Origin of the sequence: Brevibacillus fluminis (assembly GCF_003710825.1) — a bacterium.
Classification (GTDB): Bacteria; Bacillota; Bacilli; order Brevibacillales; family Brevibacillaceae; genus Brevibacillus_D; species Brevibacillus_D fluminis.
Map to the genome: position 1 here is coordinate 121,743 of NZ_RHHQ01000006.1, position 19,494 is coordinate 141,236.

Below are 19,494 nucleotides of genomic sequence, written 5' to 3' on the forward strand. Positions count from 1 at the left end.
AAGCTTCTTGCCCAACCAGCCCACCCAAAACGGCTATGTATGGCAAGAAGCTTTTTCTATAGAGAAGCAAGACAAGCGAAAGAAAATGGAGGCGTGTAGGCATGAAAAATCATTTACTCGGCATGAAAGATCGATCCAGACAAGAGATTGAAATGCTACTGGCACGAGCAGCATATTGGGCAAACGAGCGCGGCGTTCAATCCGACGCCCTGCAAGGAAAATTCGTTGCCAACGTGTTCCTCGAACCCAGCACCCGCACCCGCTTTTCTTTTGAAGTCGCACAAAAACGATTGGGCGCGCACGTGCTGAACTTTGCGGCCGAATCATCATCCACGACAAAAGGCGAAACCGTCTACGATACGCTCAAAACGCTTGAATCAATGGGTGTCGAGGCAGCGGTGATCCGTACATCAGAAAACGGGCTCTTGCAGACGCTGGCCGACAAGGTGAACATGACGCTGGTTAACGCCGGCGATGGCACGAATGAACATCCGACACAGTGCTTGCTTGACCTACTTACCATCAAACAGCATTTCGGACGCATCCAAGGCTTGAAGATCGCCATCATCGGTGATTTGCGCTACAGCCGCGTGCTCGGTTCCCACCTGCATGCCCTTCCGACTTTAGGCGCAGAATTGATGCTAGCAGGACCTGCATCGCTCATGCGTGACACAGCTGAACTACCGCCGGGAACACGCGTGGTCGAGGTGGACGAAGCGGTTCGCACTGCGGATGTGGTAATGATGCTGCGCATCCAGCTTGAGCGTCACGCAGGTACGCTTGACATGAGCAAGGAAGAGTATCATCAGGCGTACGGCCTGACGGTCGGCCGCGCAGCTCAGATGAAGCCGCATGCGATCATCATGCACCCGGCGCCATTCAACCGCGACGTGGAAATCGCCTCCGAGCTGGTGGAGAGCGAGAAATCGAAAATCTTCACACAGGTGGCAAACGGTGTGGCCGTCCGCATGGCAGTACTAGAAAATCTTTTGAACGGGGGAGAGAAACAATGGGCATCATCCTTCAAAACGGCAAACTTCTAAATCAAGCAGGCGAACTGATCAAGCAGGACATTTTGATTGAAGACGGCGTGATTCTACATATCGCCGATCAAATAGAAGCAGCAGGGCATGAGGTAATCGACGCAGGCGGCAAATTCGTCTCGCCAGGTCTCATCGACGTCCACGTGCATTTTCGCGAGCCAGGCTTTGAAGCGAAAGAAACGATTGCGACAGGCGCGGCATCCGCAGTGCGCGGCGGATTCACGACTGTAGCCTGCATGCCGAATACGCGCCCGGTGATCGATTCCGTCGAGACAGTGGAACTTATTTTGAACAAAGCGGAGGAAGCGGGCAAAGCACGCGTCATCCCATACGGCTCCATCACGGTTCGCGAGCTCGGCAAAGAGCTGACCGATTTCGCCGCACTGAAGGAAGCGGGCATTTTCGCGCTGACGGATGATGGCGTCGGCGTCCAGTCGAGTGCGATGATGCGCGAGGCGATGAAGCAGGCGACCGCGCTCGGCATCTCGATCGTGGCGCACTGCGAAGACGAGGAGCTCGTGCCAGCTGGCAGCGCCCTGCATGAAGGCGAAGTCAGCAAAAAGCACGGATTGCCAGGCATCCCATCGCTCTCTGAATCGATCCATGTGGGTCGCGACATTTTGCTCGCCGGCGAAGCAGGCGCGCATTACCACGTATGCCATATCAGCGCGAAGGAATCGGTTCGCCTGGTACGTGACGGTAAGCGCGCAGGGGTGAACGTGACGACGGAAGTGTCACCGCACCACCTGCTGCTTTGCGACGAAGACATTCCGGATAATTTGGACACGCGCTGGAAAATGAATCCGCCGCTGCGTTCCCGCGAGGACCGCGCAGCGCTGATCGCGGGCTTGAAGGATGGCACGATCGATGTGATCGCCACCGATCATGCACCGCATACGGAAGAAGAAAAAGCGAAAGGGATGGAGCGTGCGCCGTTCGGTATCGTCGGACTGGAAACCGCCTTCCCACTTCTATACACACATTTTGTCCTGACCGGTGAGCTGACGTTAAAAGAGCTGGTGGACAAAATGACGAAACGACCGGCGGAAATATTTAACCTGCCATATGGCGAGCTGAAAGAAGGCAAGCCGGCAGATTTGACCGTGATCGACCTCGAGAAAGAACAAGCAATCAACCCTGATGAATTCGCGAGCAAAGGACGCAACACACCGTTTTTCGGCTGGGTGTGCAAAGGTTGGCCCGTGCTGACGATCGTGAATGGCCAGGTAGTATACAACGGATAAAGAGGAGGCGGCAACATGCGCGCAAGGCTGATTTTGGAAGATGGAACGGTATGTGTAGGGAAAGCAATCGGAGCTACATCGGAATCGATTGGCGAGGTTGTATTTAATACAGGTTTGACAGGCTATCAGGAGGTTATCTCCGACCCGTCCTACTGCGGACAAATCGTCGTAATGACCTATCCACTGGTAGGCAACTACGGGATCAACCGTGACGATTTCGAATCGGTGCGCCCGTTCATCCACGGGTTTGTCGTACGCGAGCACTGCGATGTGCCAAGCAACTGGCGGAACTCCAAGACGCTCGACGAGCTGTTGAAAATGTACGATATCCCAGGCATCGCGGGCGTTGATACACGCATGCTGACGCGGAAAATCCGTCATTTCGGTACATTGCGCGGAATCATTACCACGAGCGAGGCGCCGGCGGAAGAGCTGATTGCGACCTTGCAGGCAAGCAAGCTGATGACTGATCAAGTTTCGCGCGTCTCCACCAAGAGTGTGTTCTCCAGCCCTGGCAACGGGCATCGTATCGCACTGGTCGATTTCGGTTCCAAGCACGGCATTTTGCGCGAGCTGACCAAGCGCGGCTGCGATGTGGTGGTTGTTCCTTACAACACGACTGCGGAAGAAATCCGCCGCATCGAGCCGGACGGCATCATGCTCTCCAATGGCCCTGGCGACCCGAAAGATGTGCCGGAAGCGATCCAAATGATCCGTGACATCTTGGGCGAGTATCCGCTGTTCGGCATCTGCCTCGGACACCAGCTGCTGTCGCTCGCGAAAGGCGCAGACACACAAAAAATGAAATTCGGCCACCGCGGTGGAAACCAACCGGTGAAAGAACTGACCACAGGTCGCACATACATCACTTCACAAAACCACGGCTATGCCGTAACGGCAGAGTCGATTGAAGGAACAGGGCTTGAAGTCACGCACATTTCCTTGAACGACGATACCATCGAAGGCGTGCGCGACGTCGCAAACCGCGCGTTCTCGGTACAGTACCATCCAGAGGCGGCGCCGGGTCCATACGATTCCGGTTACCTGTTCGATCAATTCCTCGATATGATTGCGAAAGCGAAGGAGGCCAAAACACATGCCTAAAAATACAGACTTGAAAAAAATTCTCGTGATTGGCTCCGGTCCAATCGTAATCGGCCAAGCGGCAGAGTTTGACTATGCAGGTACACAAGCGTGCCAAGCACTGAAGGAAGAGGGCATGGAGGTTATTTTGATCAACTCCAACCCAGCTACCATCATGACCGATACCAACATGGCGGACAAAGTGTATATCGAGCCAATCACGCTTGAATTCGTCGAGCGCGTCATCCGTCAGGAAAAGCCAGACGGCCTTCTGCCGACCTTGGGCGGACAGACTGGTCTAAACATGGCGGTCGCACTTGCAGAAGCGGGCGTCCTGGAGCGCGAAAACGTGAAGCTGCTGGGAACCAACCTCGACTCGATCAAGCAAGCGGAAGACCGTGAACTGTTCCGTGCCCTGATGAATGAACTGAAAGAGCCAGTGCCAGACTCCGTGATTGTCAGCACGATTGAAGAAGCGGTTGATTTCGCGAATGAGATCGGCTATCCGATCATCGTGCGCCCGGCTTACACATTGGGCGGAACTGGCGGCGGTATTTGCGATGATGAAGAATCGCTCCGCGACATCGTGGCGAGCGGACTGAAATACTCGCCGATCACCCAATGCCTGATCGAAAAAAGCATCGCTGGCATGAAGGAAGTCGAGTACGAGGTCATGCGCGATGCCAACGACAACTGCATCGTAGTCTGCAACATGGAAAACATCGACCCTGTCGGAGTTCATACTGGGGACAGTATCGTCGTAGCACCGAGCCAAACGCTGTCTGACCGTGAATATCAAATGCTGCGCTCTTCTGCACTGAACATCATCCGCGCACTCGGGATCGAGGGCGGCTGCAACGTGCAATATGCGCTTGATCCATACAGCTTCCAATACTATGTCATCGAGGTAAACCCGCGCGTGAGCCGTTCCTCGGCGCTCGCATCCAAAGCGACCGGTTACCCGATCGCCAAAATGGCAGCGAAAATCGCCATCGGCTACACGCTCGACGAGCTGAAAAACCCGGTGACAGGCCAAACATACGCATGCTTTGAACCAACGCTGGACTATATCGTCAGCAAAATCCCGCGCTGGCCGTTTGATAAATTCCAATCGGCGAACCGCAAGCTCGGCACGCAAATGAAAGCGACAGGCGAGGTCATGGCGATCGGCCGCACCTTGGAAGAATCGATTATGAAAGCCGTTCGTTCCTTGGAAGTGGGCGCATACCACCTGGAAATGAAAGAGGCTGCATCTATCTCCGAAGAAGAGCTGAGAAAACGCCTGGTCACACCTGACGATGAGCGCTTGTTCCTGGTGTGCGAGGCGCTGCGTCGTGGCTACTCAATCGATGCGATCCACAGCTTGACCAAGATCGACCTGTTCTTCCTTCACAAATTCGCCAACATCGTCGAGATGGAAAAAACGATAGCGGAAAGCGGAATCGACGTAGAAACGCTGTACGATGCGAAGCGGATGGGCTTTACCGACCGCAAAATCGCCGAGCTTTCCGGCAAGGCGGAAGTGGACGTGCGCAGCCTGCGTGAGCAGCATGGCTTTATCCCGGTCTACAAAATGGTAGACACTTGCGCAGCCGAGTTCGAAGCTGCGACACCATACTACTACTCGACCTATGAGCAAGAGGATGAGCGCGTGGAAACAGGCAAGAAGCGCGTGATCGTGCTGGGCTCCGGTCCGATCCGGATCGGTCAAGGAATCGAGTTCGACTATGCGACCGTCCATGCGGTATGGGCGATTAAAGAAGCAGGCTACGAGGCTGTCATCGTCAACAACAACCCGGAAACCGTATCGACCGACTTCAATACATCCGACCGTCTGTATTTCGAGCCGCTCTACATCGAAGATGTCATGAACATCATCGACAAAGAAAAACCGGAAGGCGTCATCGTCCAGTTCGGCGGACAAACAGCAATCAACCTGGCTGACAAGCTGGAAGCGCGCGGTGTGAAAATTTTGGGTACCAGCCTGGAAAACATCGATGCAGCGGAAAACCGCGAAAAATTCGAAGCGCTCTTGCGCGAGCTGAATATGGCACAGCCGCTTGGCAAAACGGTCTTCTCCGTCGCGGAAGCGGTGAACGTAGCGGAAGAGCTCGGCTTCCCGGTACTGGTGCGCCCGTCCTATGTACTCGGCGGACGTGCGATGGAAATCGTCTATAACCAGCAAGAGCTGTCTTCCTACATGGAGCAAGCGGTAAAAATCAACCCAGAGCAGCCTGTCCTAATCGACCGCTACATGCAAGGAACGGAAGCGGAAGTAGATGCGATCTGCGACGGCGAGAACGTCCTGATCCCTGGCATCATGGAACATATCGAACGCGCAGGCGTGCACTCCGGCGACTCGATTGCGGTTTATCCGCCGCAATCGCTCTCTGAAGAGATCAAGCAAGAGTTGATCGAAATGACGACGAAGCTAGCGCGTGCCCTGCAGATCAAAGGCTTGCTCAACATCCAGTTCGTCATTTACAAAGATCGCCCATATGTGATCGAGGTGAACCCGCGTTCGTCCCGTACGGTGCCGTTCCTGTCCAAAGTGACAGGTATCCCGATGGCAAACATCGCGACAAAAGCGATCATGGGCCAATCGATCCCAGAGCAAGGCTTTGCGACGGGTTATCATCCAGAAGAAAAAATCGTCTCCGTCAAAGTACCGGTCTTCTCGTTCGCCAAGCTGCGCCGCGTCGACATTACGCTCGGACCGGAAATGAAGTCGACAGGCGAGGTAATGGGCCGTGAAACGACGTTGGCTAAAGCGCTGTACAAAGGGCTGATCGCCGCAGGCATGAACATCCCGACAAAAGGCTCGCTTCTGGTAACGGTGGCGGACAAAGACAAGGAAGAATCGCTTGAGATCATCAAAGGCTTCCAACGCATCGGCTTCCGCATCATCGCGACGACGGGAACAGCGGATTATCTCGAACAAACAGGCCTCAGCGTGACGCGCGTACAAAAACTGGCAGAAGGTGTACCGAACATCCTCGATATGATTCGCACCGGCCAGGCTAATATCGTGATCAACACGCTGACAAAAGGCAAAACGCCTCAGCGCGACGGCTTCCGTATCCGCCGCGAAGCAGTGGAGAACGGCATTCCGTGCCTGACGTCCCTCGATACCGCGAAAGCGCTCCTGCACGTCCTGGAAACGATCACGTTCCAGACAGAAGCGATGCCGCAAATGAATCTCGGCAAATCAGCCGTGACGGTATAAAAGGGAGGAAACGAAAGCATGACAGATTTTCGCGAACGGATCATTCTAGCGCTCGATTTCGGATCGCCTGAAGAAGCGTATGCTTGCTTAGACCGGCTTACGGGTGATGTGAAGTATGTCAAGGTCGGCATGGAGCTGTTTTACGCAGCGGGCCCAGCGATCGTCTCCACATTGAAAGAACGCGGCTTCAAGGTGTTCGTCGACCTGAAAATCCACGACATTCCCAATACGGCCCAAGGCGCGATGCGCAGTCTAGCGCGCCTCGGTGCCGATATGATGAACGTGCATGCGGCAGGTGGCGTGAAAATGATGGCAGCAGCTCGCGAAGGAGTGGAACAGGGGACGCCGGCAGGCTCCCCGCGCCCGCTCCTGATCGGTGTCACCATGTTGACCTCCACCAGTGAGGATGTAATGAACAGCCAGCTTCTCATTCCAGGCAAGCTGGAAGACACCGTCGCAGGCTATGCGGCGTTTACGAAAGAGGCAGGGCTTGATGGGGTAGTGGCTTCCCCGCTGGAAGTTCCACTGATCAAAGAGACGTGCGGCACAAGCTTCGTCACCGTGACTCCGGGCATCCGTCCGGCAGGCTCGGCAAAAGGTGACCAGACCCGTGTGACGACACCGGAGGAAGCGCTCTTGACCTTGAATAGCGACTACATTGTGATCGGTCGAGCGATTACCGGCGCAGTTGATCCGCGTGCAGCCTGGAACGACATGATCGATTCACTGAAAGCATCGAGATAGAAAAAGGGAGGATACAATCATGAGTCAAATTGCGTCTATTGCGAAAGAGGTGGCATCCCACCTGCTAACTATCGGAGCGGTGCATCTGCGCCCAGAGGAGCCGTTCACCTGGACGTCCGGGATCAAATCGCCGATCTATTGCGATAACCGCATCACGATGTCTCATCCCGAGATTCGCAGCAAAATTGCCGATGCTTTCGTGCAAACGATCCGCGAGCGTTTTCCTGATGCGGAAGTGATCGCGGGCACGGCGACGGCAGGTATCCCGCACGCGGCTTGGATCGCTGACAAAATGGGGCTGCCGATGATTTACGTGCGCGACAAGGCGAAAGGCCACGGCCGTCAAAATCAGATCGAAGGTAGCCTTACCAAAGGACAAAAAGTGGTAGTCATCGAGGATTTGATTTCGACCGGCGGCAGCTCGCTGAAAGCAGCACAAGCAGTGCAGGCGGAAGGGGCGGACGTGCTCGGCGTGGTTGCGATCTTCTCCTACCAGTTCCCAGATGCTGAAGCGCTTTTCAACGAAGCAGGCGTGCCGTTTACCACGCTGTCCAACTACACCGAGCTGCTCGCTGTCGCAAAAGAGCAAGGTATCATCACACCTGAGCAGGAGAATGTGCTGGTAGAATGGCGCAAATCGCCACGGACGTTTTTTGCCTAATCCTGCTAGACAGCACAACAAACGATAAAGAGTCACCCTTAGGGGTGGCTCTTTTTATTGAACAAGCACACAAAAAAGCACCGCCGGAATGGTTCCGGACGGTGCATCGCGTAAGCAGGCTCAAAAGCTCGCTTGTTTTTTCATCAATTTGCGGTACATCACGGCCATCGCTACGCGCCATGGCATGATCATGCCGAATGCGAGGACAAAGAACAACCCCGCAGTCTGCATTGCGGAAAAGATTGGCTCGATCTCCTCTCGCAATGTGATACGAACGATCAAGAGACCGACCAAAATGAAGAAAAACGCCTTGGATCGTTTCAAGTACACATCGCTGCCGACCAATTCAAAGCGAGATGTGAGAATCAGCGGAATGGAAAAGATCACGCCGACGCAAAAAGCGATCAGATCATAACTGATTGACGTGGTCGTATCCGGCAGCACAAACATCAAGAATCCGGTCGACATGAAAAACGGTGGAGCTATGATTTTTCGAAAGGAAATCGGCTTTCTCGCCGCGCGCATGCGAATGAAAATCATCGAGGTCGCCATCAAAAGCGCCACGATCATAGATATCGTTTGTAACGTAGGATGCATTCGATCTGCTCCTTTCAATCCTGATTGCGAATTTCGGTAGAAAACCTCTCGTTTACTAGTGTACTCTTTTTCGAAAAAAGCGCAATGGATTCATTTGTGAATCAAGGAGGAATCAGCCTGAGATCTCATGATTAGATAGCTGGTGCTGACGGACGTCCACGGGATGCCGCTTGCCATAGACGAGCGAGAAAACACCCATGAAGAAGGTCGCCCCGCACATTACCCACATGAAGCCGTTTAGTCCAATCAAATCGAGGCATGCCCCTGTCATTATGACAGAAACCTGGATCAGGACGCGCTCGAGCATTCCTTTGAAGGCGAAGAACCGGCCATGGGTATCGTCAGGCAGCCGCTTCTGGAATATCGTCGTCACGGAAGGGAAGAAAAATGCGACGGTGACACCAAACAAGGCAAATCCGACGAGTACGATCAATCGGCTTTCGGCGAAGGAAAGGAAAAACTGGGACAGCGCAAACACAAACAACAGCATCGAGGAGAACTGCACTAGGTTACGGTTGCCGATCAACTGTTTGCTGATAAGCCCTGCGATCAGGATGCTCGTTCCCTCCACGGTATAAATCCAGCCCATCACCTCAGGCGAATGCTGAATCTCGCTGTATTTGAGCACGAGCAGATTGAAGCCGCCGAGCAGCAGAGTGATGATGAACGTATTGCAAAGCCCGATAATGACGGCAGGTTCCCGCTTGATCAAGGAAAACACCTCGGAAAAGCGCATCGCCTGTTTTGGGCGAGCTTTTGTTTCCGTTTGCTTAGGAATCGTCATCCACAGCGTGGCGACCGCAAGAAAGATATTTGCTGCAAACGTGAACCAATAGAGCTGGTCAAGGGCGAGCGAGGCGACCAGCACACCACCGAGCGCTGTTCCCCCAATGCGCGAGATCGTGGTCACATTCAGGTAAATGCTGTTACCGCGCAACAACTCGGATGGGCCGAGAATGGCTGGCAACGAAGATTGCACAGCGGGCAAGTAAAATGCATTGGATGCTTGTTGTATCACCAGGGCACAAATCATGATGAAGATCGATTGGTGGTCGATGGCGGGGATCATCAAGAGCGGACTGGCGCAGCGGAGCAGGCTTGAGGTAAACAAGATTTTTTTCTTATCGCTGCGGTCGATCAAGGCGCCTGCTTTTGGCGAAAGCAGCACGCCTGCCATCAACCCCGCCATCAAGATGAGCCCCTTCACGGTGTCGGACGGAACGATATGCTGCATGAACTGCAGATTGCCGATAATAAAAATCCACAGCCCTGCCCCCGCAATGCTTTCGCCAATCATCAGTAAAAGAAAGGTGCGATTGCGTAATAAGTTCATCTTGGTCGATTCTCCCAAATAATCAAAAATTTTTTATTGGCACAGTATAACATAAGCACCAACTGCAAACAATAAAACGATCATGTCACTACGCTTTGTGTGAGGTGGGCTGAGAGTTGCACCGTACGCACTTGCTTCGTCTTGCCATATCTTACGGGATACTCGGGACAAGCGCCGTTTGGGTCGGGCTTGTCTGGCTGCAAAGTCTGATGGCCACGTTTATTCTCTTTCATTTCTTGGTATGCTGCATGATTCCGATCGTACACGGAATTGGGGAAGGTAGTTTGCGAGCGCGGTGGAGCGAGGCATTTGCTATCTGGTTTACCAGGACGGAAGGGATTTTTGTCGGGATTGCGACAGGGACGGTACTGTGTCTCGCTGCCTTGTCGGGGCTTTATCTGCTCCTGCAAGTGGTGCCGGATAAGGAGCAAATTCGCCCCGTCTTGATTCGCTGGGGGCTCTCCGCTGATTGGCTGGGCCTTTTTTTTACCTATATCGTATTCGTGAATTCCTTGCTGGAGGAATTGATGTGGCGCGGTTTTTTGTTGGAGCGTCTGGAACGGGTGGTGGCGCCGATGACCGCTATGCTGTTGAGCAGCTTTTTTTATGCGCTCTATCATGTAGTCATCGGCACGGTGTTATTTGGCTGGAAATGGGGGGCAGTGATCACGGGAGCGGTCTTTTGCGTAGGGATGATGTGGGCGTATATAAAGCGTCGCCATCCCCCGATCTATGCCGTCTGGATCAGCCATTTGCTGGCAGACCTCGGCATTATGCTGGCGCTCAGCTGGTGGATCTTTTGAGACGCTCAGCTGTTTTTCTGTCCAATTCTTCTTTTCGTTTATCAATGACATCCCGGCGATCGCGAACGGTATGTTTGTTGCAAATGTACGCGTTGCCCAGATCGCTTGGACTGCCAAACACCAAGCCGCGCTCGTCGCAAAACTTTTGACAGTGCGCCAAAAGCGCCGGATCGGCAATCGGCAGGTCGATGCTGTGATAGACCTGCTGGCTGTCCAGTGCAGCTAGCCGCTCTTCCAATCGCTTGAGTAGCTCATCAGACGCTAGCCCCAATTGTTGCAGCGTGTCTGGATTCGCCTGCAAAATGTCGTATGCGGAAGCGAGCATTTTCCGCGCGCCACTGAAATTGTTGCGCCGCTGGTGATACAGCGAGACGGCGATCTGAATCAATCCTACCCACGTGCTGTGTTTGCCACGGTCAGGCAAGCTCTTCCAATACTCTTCCAAAATCTCATGGCATTCAAAATAATCTCGGTCGGTGTGAAAATGAATCAAATAGTCTACGTAAGCGTTGGGATACATCGCGTTATCTCCTTTTCTAGTGCCAGATCGGAATCTTCTTGGCAGACTGCGCTGGCGGCGCTTAGCAGCCTGATCCCGGAACAAATGTCTGAAGAGGCATAGGTTTTGATCAAGACGAGCTCCAGTCCCGCATAGACTTTAGCAAAGCGGGGAATGGAGGGATTAGTCATGGTGAAGAAATGGTTGCTCACAGGCTTGCTGGCATGCTCGCTCTCATCAGTCGCTTACGCTGACGCGTCAAGTAAGCCGAATGGAGCGGCAGCTGTCGCAGGTGCAGTGGTTTTTCTCCCTGCCCAAACGGTCATGCAGCAGTATGACGTGGACCTCTTTTATCATTATAACTCACAAATGTTCCTCATGATGAGCGGAAACAACTCGGTTTATTTCCAGGTAAACCAACCAGTTCTCTATATAAACGGCAAGCAAGTGCGGTCAGGCGTTTTTGCAAAATATGAAAATGGCGCGCTGATGATTCCGGCCAGGTATTTGACGGATGGCCTGCAAATTGTCCTAAAACCCCAAGGACAGGAAGCGCAACAAAAGGCGGATGGGGCGACAGCATCGGGGCTTTTTCACAAGTGGCAGCTGTTTCTCCCTGGCATCGCATGGGAAACGCATCCGAATTCCGGCCAAAGCACCATTTACCAGGGCGCAGATACGTTGCAGGGCTCATTGGATATCCATGCCGATGGCACCTATGAATGGATCAGCTCGCGTGACAACAAAACGATCACAGGCGTGTGGACGCGGACCGACAGTATGGAGGAACCGATTTTGCTGCTGCAAGGCGAAGGGGGAGACGACTATCGGATCGGGATTTACAAAGGAGCGCTTTTCATCAAGGCGAAAAGTAGCGGTTGGCTGTATTACCTTTCAGGCAGGTTGCTTCCGTAATGGTTGAGGTGTGGCAAGCCTTGCAATTGACCGCAGACTGTAGTGAAATAAGAGAGAGAACCTAACAGAGAGTTGAGGATTGTATGACAAGAGACGAAATTATGAATGCGTTACAAGCAAAACGGATGACAGAAGTGATTGAACTGGTGGAGGATGCAGAGACCGGCGAACTGGAAGAATTGGAATTGGTCGAGCATCTGGGGCTGATTGCGGATGAAGCGCTCAACCATGCCGTGCTGGCTTATCTGATGAGCAAAGGCGTGAAAATCACGTACTTGAGCCCGGAAGATTTTGATGATGAGGAAGAGGACGGAGACGAAGACTGATCGGCTCTATGGCAAACGTCAGGGATCAAACAACCCCTGACGTTTTTTGCTGCTTATTTTTGCGTCCAGACACGGTTTTTGTTACGTGTCGCCGGGAATTTCTGGCCTCTTTCCAATTCAATGATCATCGGGTCTTGCACACCGGAGCCGGATTCTCCGATCTCCATGTAGACGCCATTTTTGGGGGACTTGTCTCCCTCTTTGAAACGGCTTTGTTCGCCCATGCTCTCCACCTCACTTTCTACGCTGGCTACGGGGTTAGTATTTCCGATACGGAAGTGTTCATCCCACCTATACAAAGGGTGTTATCCATTGATATACTGATTGATATATCAATGAAATCATGCGGAGGAAAAAAATGCTGCGCATACAATTGCAAAAAGATTCAAATCATTCGTACCACGAGCAATTATACCAACAGATTGCCTCACTGATTCGTAGCGGCGATCTTGAGCCGTTGGCGCACCTTCCCACTGTGCGTGAGCTGGCTGCGCAGCTTCATGTCAACTACAACACGGTCCGCAGCGTGTACCTGCGCCTCCAGCAGGAAGGGCTGGTCGATTCTAGGCAGGGACGGGGCACGATTGTTAGCAATATTGTGAATGATCCATCAATGATGCGCAATCCGGCTCAGTTGGCTCTGCTGGCAAAGGAGACGGTGCATAAGGTGAAGGCGATGGGCTATACGATGGACGAATTTTCACGGGTGATGTCCATCGTGATAGACGAGCTGAAGCACCTTCCTGTCCTATTTCTTCGCTTCACGGAACTGGAGCTGGCGGAATACTGTCGATTGGTCCAGTACCATTTGCCGAGCGCCATGGTAGAGGGCTGGACCTTGCAGGACTTTTGGGAGCGATTGGAAAAGGACACGTGCTTTTTGCAGCAATACAAGGCGATCGTGACGCATCCGTCAGTGAACCTGCGCGTCAAGCAAGCATTGCCGCGAGAAGCTCCGCCGGTGGTAAGCCTCGACTTCATCCCCGATCCGACCGTTGTTATTCCGCAGCTTGACGCCTATCCGCGCTCAACGAAAGTGGGGCTTATTTGTGCGACGACCCGCGGCGTCGAAGGAATGATGAACGATTTGGTCAATGCGGGCATCACCCATCTGGACTTGAATGCAATTGAAGTGAATCATTCGGATGTGTTCGAGCGGATCGCTACCTGCGATGTCGTCTACATTTCAAAGCCAGGCTACATGACGCGGCCGCAGCTATTGACGCTGCCGAAAGTGAAGGAGTTTCGGGAAGTGCCCGATCACCACGGAATCAATGAGCTTCGTAAAATCGTGACCCATTAGGAAGGGATAGCGTGAGTCGAACAAATGCGATGCTGCTTTTGGCAGTAATACTGTGGGGAGCGACTATCCCTCCGACCAAATGGGCGTTGGAGACGGTCGAGCCGCTTACGTTGACGTTTATGCGTCTGGCGCTCTCCAGCATTCTGTTTGTGCCGTACGCCTGGAAAAAGGCCAAGAAGGAGCAAAGTGACATGACCATCCCGTGGCTGCGCCTTTGCTCGCTGTCCTTTACCGGCGTGGCAGGCTACTTTTTATTCGGTTATACAGGCATCGCATTCACAAGCGGAGTCAACGTCAGCATTATCGACTCGACTTTGCCGCTCTTTACGATGGTGTTTGCTTATTTTTATCTCAAAGAACGGATCGTCTGGCAGCAGTGGACCGGACTTTTCATCGGTTTGACCGGTGTATTGCTGATCGCCCTGAAATCGGACAAATCGAATGACAGCTCACTGTTTGGCGACATGATGGTGCTAGCAGGCTGCATCATCTGGGCAGTCTATATCGTCCAGATGAAAAAGCCGAAGGGGGAGGATCGGTTGCCCAGCGAATTGTTCACCGCACTCCTTTTGCTGATCGGCGCCGCGATGATCTTTCCTTTTGCTGTAGTGGAGATCGGGGTGCTCGGTTGGCCGACGTTTCCGCCCAAAACCATCCTGTCGCTGGTGTTCCTCACCATTGGATCCTCGATTTTGGCCTATTGGTTGTGGAACAAGGCTGTGGAATCAGTGTCGGCCAGCAAGGCAAGCGTGTATCTGAACTTTATGCCAGTCATCAGTGTCATCGCCTCGGTTCTATTCCTGAAAGAAACGCTTACTTGGCAAACGGTGATCGGCGGCTGTCTCGTGCTGACAGGTGTCGTGTTCGCTGAGCGTCTCCAGAGACGGCGGGCGCTTGACTAAGGGACATACGCTGATTTTCAAGGCATTTGGTCATTTGTACCAGTCGCAACGCCCCCTTGTGTAATACATTGTAAATGTACCAAGACAAAAGGGGTGATCTTACAATGGGTTGCGGATGCAGACGTTCACGTTCACATTGCAAGACGAGTTGCCATTGCAAGAAATGCTGCAAGGTAAAGCACTATAAGAAAGTATTGGTGCCTTACTACAAAACGCATTGCACGGATTTCCACAAATGCCACCACGGAGGCCATCACCATGGCGGCGGATGTGGCTGCGGCAGCAGCAAGTCCTATGATTCCTCTTCCATGATGTATATGCACCATGACCATCACATGATGGAAAATCGAATGATTGGTGGCTATGGCAAATAAGAACGGAAAAAAGAACCGGAGATACGTGCCGGTTCTTTTTTTTGATCGTATAAGAATTTATAAGTGCTCGCGCTTATAAATTCTGGAGCGGAAGACGGAGTACCTCAGCGTCACTTCTAGCATCGGCATCGGTAAAACTTTCCATAGATCGAAGGACCTGCTTCTTGAAAGGACTTCTGAAAGAAGTTTTTCTTACCATATAAAATGAAGTTTATATTGTCAGAAAATTGGGAGGATTAGGAAAGCTTTCTGCCGAATACATAGCAAAAAAGATGGCTTGGATGCTTTTCGCAAAACGCTGCGAAAGGAGGCGATAAGGATGCTTTCGGGAATTACCATCCTCGATTTCACCATGAACATGCCAGGCCCGTACTGCTCGATGAGGCTCGCCGATTTGGGGGCGACCGTAATCAAGGTGGAAACGCTTCCGCTAGGCGATCCGCAGAGGGCCCAGCCTCCTTTGATTAATGGGACCGGTGCAGGTTTTCTGGCACTGAACCGCAACAAGAAGAGCATCGCTCTCAACCTGCGCGCCAAAGAGGGCAAGGAGCTCGCGTTTGGACTTGCGCGTCAGGCAGATGTCGTCCTGGAAAGCTATCGTCCCGGTGTCATGAAGCTGCTCGGTCTGGATTATCATGCCATCCGGCGCGTGAATCCGGCGATTGTCTATGGCTCGATCACCGGCTATGGACAGCGAGGGCCGCTCAGCCAAGCGGGCGTCCATGACCTGAACGTGCAAGCTCAATCCGGCATGTTGGCGAATGACCCTGAACACCACCGGCCCTTGTTGCCCCGCGTTCCTGTATCTGATTATGCCACGGGGATTTATGCTGCTGAGCAAGTATGCGCCGCCCTCGTGCAAAAGGAGCGGCAGGGGATCGGGGCGTTTTTGGACATAGCTGCGATAGATGTGATGGCTTCCTGGATGGGCCAGCACGCCATGCTGATTGCGGAAGGGCGCGGGCGGGAAGCCGAAAAACTCGGGCAAAAACAGCTGATGTACGGGATGTATGAGACGGCGGACGCTCGCTTTGTCGCTTTCGCAGCGGTGGAGGAAAAGTTCTGGGTTAATTTTTGCCATGCCGTCGGACGGGAGGATTGGGAAGCGCTATCCCATTTGGATGCGTGGTCGGTAGCGGAGCTGCAGGAGGAAGTGCGCTCGCTGTTTCTCACGCGGACGCAGAGCGAATGGCATGAGCTGGGACTAGAAGTGGATTGCTGCCTGACGGCGGTAGAAGAAATGGACACGCTATTGGACAATCCGTTTTGGCATGGTCGCGAGCTTTTGTCTGCGCAGGAGAAGGGCGAGTGGGCGAACATTTTGCAGGTGCGGACGACGATGCACGAGACGAATGAGCATTTCAGCCCACCGCCCACACTGGGAGCAAACACCTTTGACATATTGCGCGAGCGACTCCACATGACAGACAGGCAGCTGCGCGCATATGAGGCAGTTGGGCTGATCGGCGGCGCGCTAGATTGAGCGGCCCTATGGAAAGATCCACAACGGAACTGGAACGATTTTGGCGATTGCAAGGGGGAGAATGTATGATCATCACTCAGTCTCTGATTACGCAAGCGAAAAACAGGCCGAACAAGATCGCGATCATCGATGGGGAAAAACGCTTTACTTATAAACAATTCGCGCAGCGTGTTGCGCTACTTGCGGGCGCGCTGGAAGAGGCAGGCGTGAAAAAAGGCGACCGTGTCGCCCTGCTCTTGCTAAACGAATCGCGCTACCTGGAGCTGCTTTACGGGATCACCTTGTTAGGGGCGATCGCGGTTCCGCTCAATGTGCGGCTATCCCCGGTAGAACTCGACTTCATTTTGAAAGACAGCGGAGCGAAGCTGTTGTTTATGCATAAGGAGTTTTTGCCGATCGTACCCAAGCTACGGCAGGAAATCGCCTCGATCGAGCGGTTTGTGCTGTGCGAGGATGAGTGTGCAGGCGATGGGATGAGCGGTTATGAGGACATGCTGTCTTCTGCACAGCCGGTAGAGCTGGTCGGGCGCGTGACGGAAGAGGAGATCGCCGGTATTTTTTATACGGGGGGCACGACGGGCATGCCCAAAGGGGTTATGCTCACGCATCGCAATCTTTTGTCGAATGCCTACAATGTCGGCCTGGCGCTTAACTACACAGCAGATGATATATACTTGCATGCGGCTCCGATGTTCCATTTAGCAGACGGTGCTTCAACCTTTGCCATCACTGTCGTTGGCGGAACACATGCACATGTGCGGATGTTCGAGCCGAACCAAGTGCTGCAAACGATCCAAGATGCGCGGGTCACCTCGTGTCTGCTTGTCCCGACGATGATCAATATTTTGATCAATTTGCCGGGCCTGAAGGACTATGACATCACAAGCTGGCGCAAAGTCCTCTACGGCGCATCGCCATGCCCGCCTGAAGTGCTGAAGAAGGCGAAAGAGCTACTGCCTATCCAGTTTTACCAAGGGTATGGGCAAAGCGAAGCGGCGCCGGTTCTCACCTTTATGATGCCGAAGGATCACGTTACGGAAGGGGAGCCGAATTTGGTCGCTCGCCTGGCATCGTGCGGTCAACCGCTCGCTGGCGTGGAAGTACGCTGCTTCGATGCTGAGGATCGGGATGTGAAGCCTGGCGAGGTTGGGGAAATCGTCGCACGGGGACCAAACGTCATGAAAGGATACTGGAACCGTCCAGAGGAGTCGGAAGCCGCACTGCGCGGGGGATGGCTGCGTACTGGGGACATGGCGACGGTGGACGAGGAGAATTTCTTTTTCATCGTCGACCGGAAAAAAGACATGATCGTCACAGGAGGCGAAAATGTGTATTCCGTTGAGGTGGAAAATGTCGTCTACACACATCCTGGCGTCTTGGAGGCGGCGATTGTCGGGGTTCCGGACGAGCGCTGGGGCGAGGCGGTCAAAGCGGTCGTAGTCGTTCGAAACGGCACTAGCCTGACGGAGGAGGAATTGATCCAGCATTGCCGCAGCTATTTAGCGAACTACAAGGTGCCGAAATCGGTTGATTTTGTGAGCGAGCTGCCGAAAAGCGGAGCGGGCAAAATTTTAAAGCGCAATCTGCGGGACAACTATTGGCTCGGTCAATCCCGCAAAGTGAACTGATAGGAGCGTTTTGCAGTATCAACTTGTGCACTGCTGCATATCTTACAAAAAACGTGGCGCAAAAAAGAACTGGTGCATCAAGGGAATCGTAGAGTCGCTTTCCTAGCATGGCAGGAATTATATTTGTGCAAAGGTCTTTCGTATGCTACTATAATGGCAAGAAGAACAACACAAGTGAAATAAACAGACTCCTGCGATGTGCGTTTTGGCTTTTATGTTTTTAACCTTAAGTGTTTCCAGGGAGACAGAACTTTTCGCGTATGTCAGGCCCACCTCCGGTACGGACGCATGGGAAGGCAAAAGCGATGACGGGTCACCCACCTGTTAGTAACAGGTTATAGAAACATGATGCCAGACGGCAGAGCGGGGCTGTTTATTTTTTAATACCCAATGAAAAGAGTTGCCACCATAGCTGGTCGCCACCATAGGTTGATGGCGAGAGGGCTATTTTTTTTGCCCAAAATAGGGGGATATTGTGGATTTAACACTGGAACATGCGTCGAAAGCGGCCTAGTTTTTTGGGGCGGGACCGGCAGTCAAGCGTCTAATTTTGATGCAGTCAACTCAAAAAACGCACGGCCCAAGCGGCGTGCGTTTTTATGTTCACGCGGCTCCGCCAAAAAAGCTGGGTGAGCCTCTCTTGAAAGTTAATGCGTGCTGCCAGAGCCTTGCTGGTTGCTTTGATAGCGCTGTGTCATTTGCCCAGGCTGGCCTTGCGTACTGCGCTGATTTTTTTGCTGTCCCTGTTGCCCTTGCTCGTTTCCATTGCCGACAATTGTCAAGTTATGCTCCAGGTCTTGGGGTTGCTTGGCGTCCTGGATGACTTGATACATTTGCAGGAAGGTGGCTTTTTGTCCTTCGGGAATCCCTTTTATGCGGACGGTCATTTCTTGTAAACCACCCTGGCCAGAGCCTTGGTCTTGGCCGTTTCCGCCACTGCCACCACCACCACGCTGACTACCCTGGTTTTGGTCTTCTGAACTATCCATGGTGAGGAAGCTGAACAGGTTGTCGTCTTCATTGCCATTATCGCCATGGGAGCTTTGATTTTGCTGGCTTTGCCCTTGCCCTCCGCCTTGGCCCTGTCCGCCACCTTGTCCCCCCGTTTCAAACAAGATATTGAATTCGTTTAAGTCCGTTTGCACAATTCCTACTACGTTCATTGTAAAACCCCTCTTTGTATCGCAAGATGAGTAACAATTGATGTGTCTCCGATTGATCCATGATCTTAGTATGAACGTTGAAGGACTGAGTATGCGTGAACCGTTATCTTTATGGGACGGTTGTTTTATACAGGTAGGAATCGCGAGCCGTGTTGAAGTATCATGGC

The 19,494-nt window shown here is 53.0% G+C and carries 18 protein-coding genes and 1 other RNA gene; 14 read left to right on the forward strand and 5 right to left on the reverse strand.

All coding sequences use genetic code 11. The features are described from left to right. Nucleotides 1–101 precede the first annotated feature (101 nt). Genes EDM56_RS06255 through pyrE form a run of 6 tightly spaced genes read left to right on the forward strand, consistent with a single transcriptional unit; the run spans nt 102 to nt 8,001 of the window. Nucleotides 102–1,043: an aspartate carbamoyltransferase catalytic subunit gene (locus EDM56_RS06255; protein ID WP_122917035.1), complete on the forward strand. Its 942-nt coding sequence runs from the start codon at nt 102–104 to the stop codon at nt 1,041–1,043. Continuing rightward, nucleotides 1,010–2,287: a dihydroorotase gene (locus EDM56_RS06260; RefSeq protein WP_122917036.1), complete on the forward strand. Its 1,278-nt coding sequence runs from the start codon at nt 1,010–1,012 to the stop codon at nt 2,285–2,287. Before EDM56_RS06255 ends, EDM56_RS06260 begins: the two co-directional genes overlap by 34 nt. A gap of 15 nt (nt 2,288–2,302) precedes the next feature. Beyond that, nucleotides 2,303–3,391: a carbamoyl phosphate synthase small subunit gene (locus tag EDM56_RS06265; RefSeq protein WP_122917037.1), complete on the forward strand. Its 1,089-nt coding sequence runs from the start codon at nt 2,303–2,305 to the stop codon at nt 3,389–3,391. Further along, on the forward strand, nt 3,384–6,596 hold the full coding sequence (gene carB, locus EDM56_RS06270; RefSeq protein ID WP_122917038.1) for a carbamoyl-phosphate synthase large subunit: 3,213 nt from the start codon (nt 3,384–3,386) through the stop codon (nt 6,594–6,596). The genes EDM56_RS06265 and carB overlap by 8 nt, the downstream gene beginning before the upstream one ends. Before the next feature lie 18 nt (nt 6,597–6,614). Then, entirely contained in the window at nt 6,615–7,340 is a 726-nt protein-coding gene (pyrF, locus tag EDM56_RS06275; RefSeq protein WP_122917039.1) for an orotidine-5'-phosphate decarboxylase, read from the forward strand. A gap of 19 nt (nt 7,341–7,359) precedes the next feature. Further along, nucleotides 7,360–8,001 carry an orotate phosphoribosyltransferase gene (gene pyrE / locus EDM56_RS06280; RefSeq protein WP_122917040.1) on the forward strand — a complete coding sequence of 214 codons (642 nt, stop codon included), beginning with the start codon at nt 7,360–7,362 and terminating at the stop codon, nt 7,999–8,001. A 120-nt stretch (nt 8,002–8,121) separates the two neighbouring features. Here the strand turns inward: pyrE and EDM56_RS06285 are convergent, their stop codons facing one another. Together EDM56_RS06285 and EDM56_RS06290 are read right to left on the reverse strand one after the other, a co-directional pair. Next, nucleotides 8,122–8,598, reverse strand: coding sequence for a CcdC family protein (locus EDM56_RS06285; RefSeq protein ID WP_122917041.1), 477 nt, complete (start codon nt 8,596–8,598; stop codon nt 8,122–8,124). A 112-nt stretch (nt 8,599–8,710) separates the two neighbouring features. Continuing rightward, nucleotides 8,711–9,931 (reverse strand): MFS transporter, encoded by a 1,221-nt coding sequence (locus EDM56_RS06290; RefSeq protein WP_122917042.1) that lies wholly within the window; start codon nt 9,929–9,931, stop codon nt 8,711–8,713. A 116-nt stretch (nt 9,932–10,047) separates the two neighbouring features. On the opposite strand from EDM56_RS06290, the gene EDM56_RS06295 reads away from it, so the two are divergent. Beyond that, the gene (locus tag EDM56_RS06295; RefSeq protein WP_122917043.1) at nt 10,048–10,734 is read left to right on the forward strand and encodes a CPBP family intramembrane glutamic endopeptidase; all 687 of its coding nucleotides are present in this window, start codon (nt 10,048–10,050) and stop codon (nt 10,732–10,734) included. Here the strand turns inward: EDM56_RS06295 and EDM56_RS06300 are convergent. Next, on the reverse strand, nt 10,715–11,254 hold the full coding sequence (locus tag EDM56_RS06300) for a DUF309 domain-containing protein (protein ID WP_122917044.1): 540 nt from the start codon (nt 11,252–11,254) through the stop codon (nt 10,715–10,717). The two genes, EDM56_RS06295 and EDM56_RS06300, sit on opposite strands and share 20 nt — an antisense overlap. A 168-nt stretch (nt 11,255–11,422) precedes the next feature. On the opposite strand from EDM56_RS06300, the gene EDM56_RS06305 reads away from it, so the two are divergent. Both EDM56_RS06305 and EDM56_RS06310 read left to right on the forward strand, forming a co-directional pair. Next, nucleotides 11,423–12,148, forward strand: a complete 726-nt coding sequence (locus EDM56_RS06305) for a stalk domain-containing protein (protein WP_183192312.1) — start codon at nt 11,423–11,425, stop codon at nt 12,146–12,148. A gap of 83 nt (nt 12,149–12,231) precedes the next feature. Next, the gene (locus EDM56_RS06310) at nt 12,232–12,474 is read left to right on the forward strand and encodes a hypothetical protein (RefSeq protein WP_122917046.1); all 243 of its coding nucleotides are present in this window, start codon (nt 12,232–12,234) and stop codon (nt 12,472–12,474) included. A gap of 53 nt (nt 12,475–12,527) precedes the next feature. Here the strand turns inward: EDM56_RS06310 and EDM56_RS06315 are convergent, their stop codons facing one another. Then, entirely contained in the window at nt 12,528–12,698 is a 171-nt protein-coding gene (locus tag EDM56_RS06315; RefSeq protein ID WP_122917047.1) for a YjzC family protein, read from the reverse strand. A gap of 134 nt (nt 12,699–12,832) precedes the next feature. Here EDM56_RS06315 and EDM56_RS06320 point away from each other — a divergent pair, with 134 nt between their 5' ends. The 5 genes from EDM56_RS06320 to ssrS all read left to right on the forward strand — a co-directional run bounded on the left by EDM56_RS06320 (nt 12,833) and on the right by ssrS (nt 18,538). Continuing rightward, entirely contained in the window at nt 12,833–13,777 is a 945-nt protein-coding gene (locus EDM56_RS06320) for a GntR family transcriptional regulator (RefSeq protein WP_122917048.1), read from the forward strand. A gap of 11 nt (nt 13,778–13,788) precedes the next feature. Then, nucleotides 13,789–14,679 (forward strand): DMT family transporter, encoded by an 891-nt coding sequence (locus EDM56_RS06325; RefSeq protein ID WP_122917049.1) that lies wholly within the window; start codon nt 13,789–13,791, stop codon nt 14,677–14,679. A gap of 693 nt (nt 14,680–15,372) precedes the next feature. Further along, a complete protein-coding gene (locus tag EDM56_RS06330; RefSeq protein WP_122917050.1) occupies nt 15,373–16,536 on the forward strand; it encodes a CaiB/BaiF CoA transferase family protein in 1,164 nt (387 codons plus the stop codon). A 65-nt stretch (nt 16,537–16,601) separates the two neighbouring features. Then, the gene (locus EDM56_RS06335; RefSeq protein WP_183192313.1) at nt 16,602–18,164 is read left to right on the forward strand and encodes a long-chain-fatty-acid--CoA ligase; all 1,563 of its coding nucleotides are present in this window, start codon (nt 16,602–16,604) and stop codon (nt 18,162–18,164) included. Between the two features lie 185 nt (nt 18,165–18,349). Next, a non-coding RNA gene (gene ssrS / locus EDM56_RS06340) (6S RNA) lies at nt 18,350–18,538 on the forward strand. A 273-nt stretch (nt 18,539–18,811) separates the two neighbouring features. Here the strand turns inward: ssrS and EDM56_RS06345 are convergent. Continuing rightward, the gene (locus EDM56_RS06345; RefSeq protein ID WP_183192314.1) at nt 18,812–19,327 is read right to left on the reverse strand and encodes a hypothetical protein; all 516 of its coding nucleotides are present in this window, start codon (nt 19,325–19,327) and stop codon (nt 18,812–18,814) included. Nucleotides 19,328–19,494: the final 167 nt, after the last annotated feature.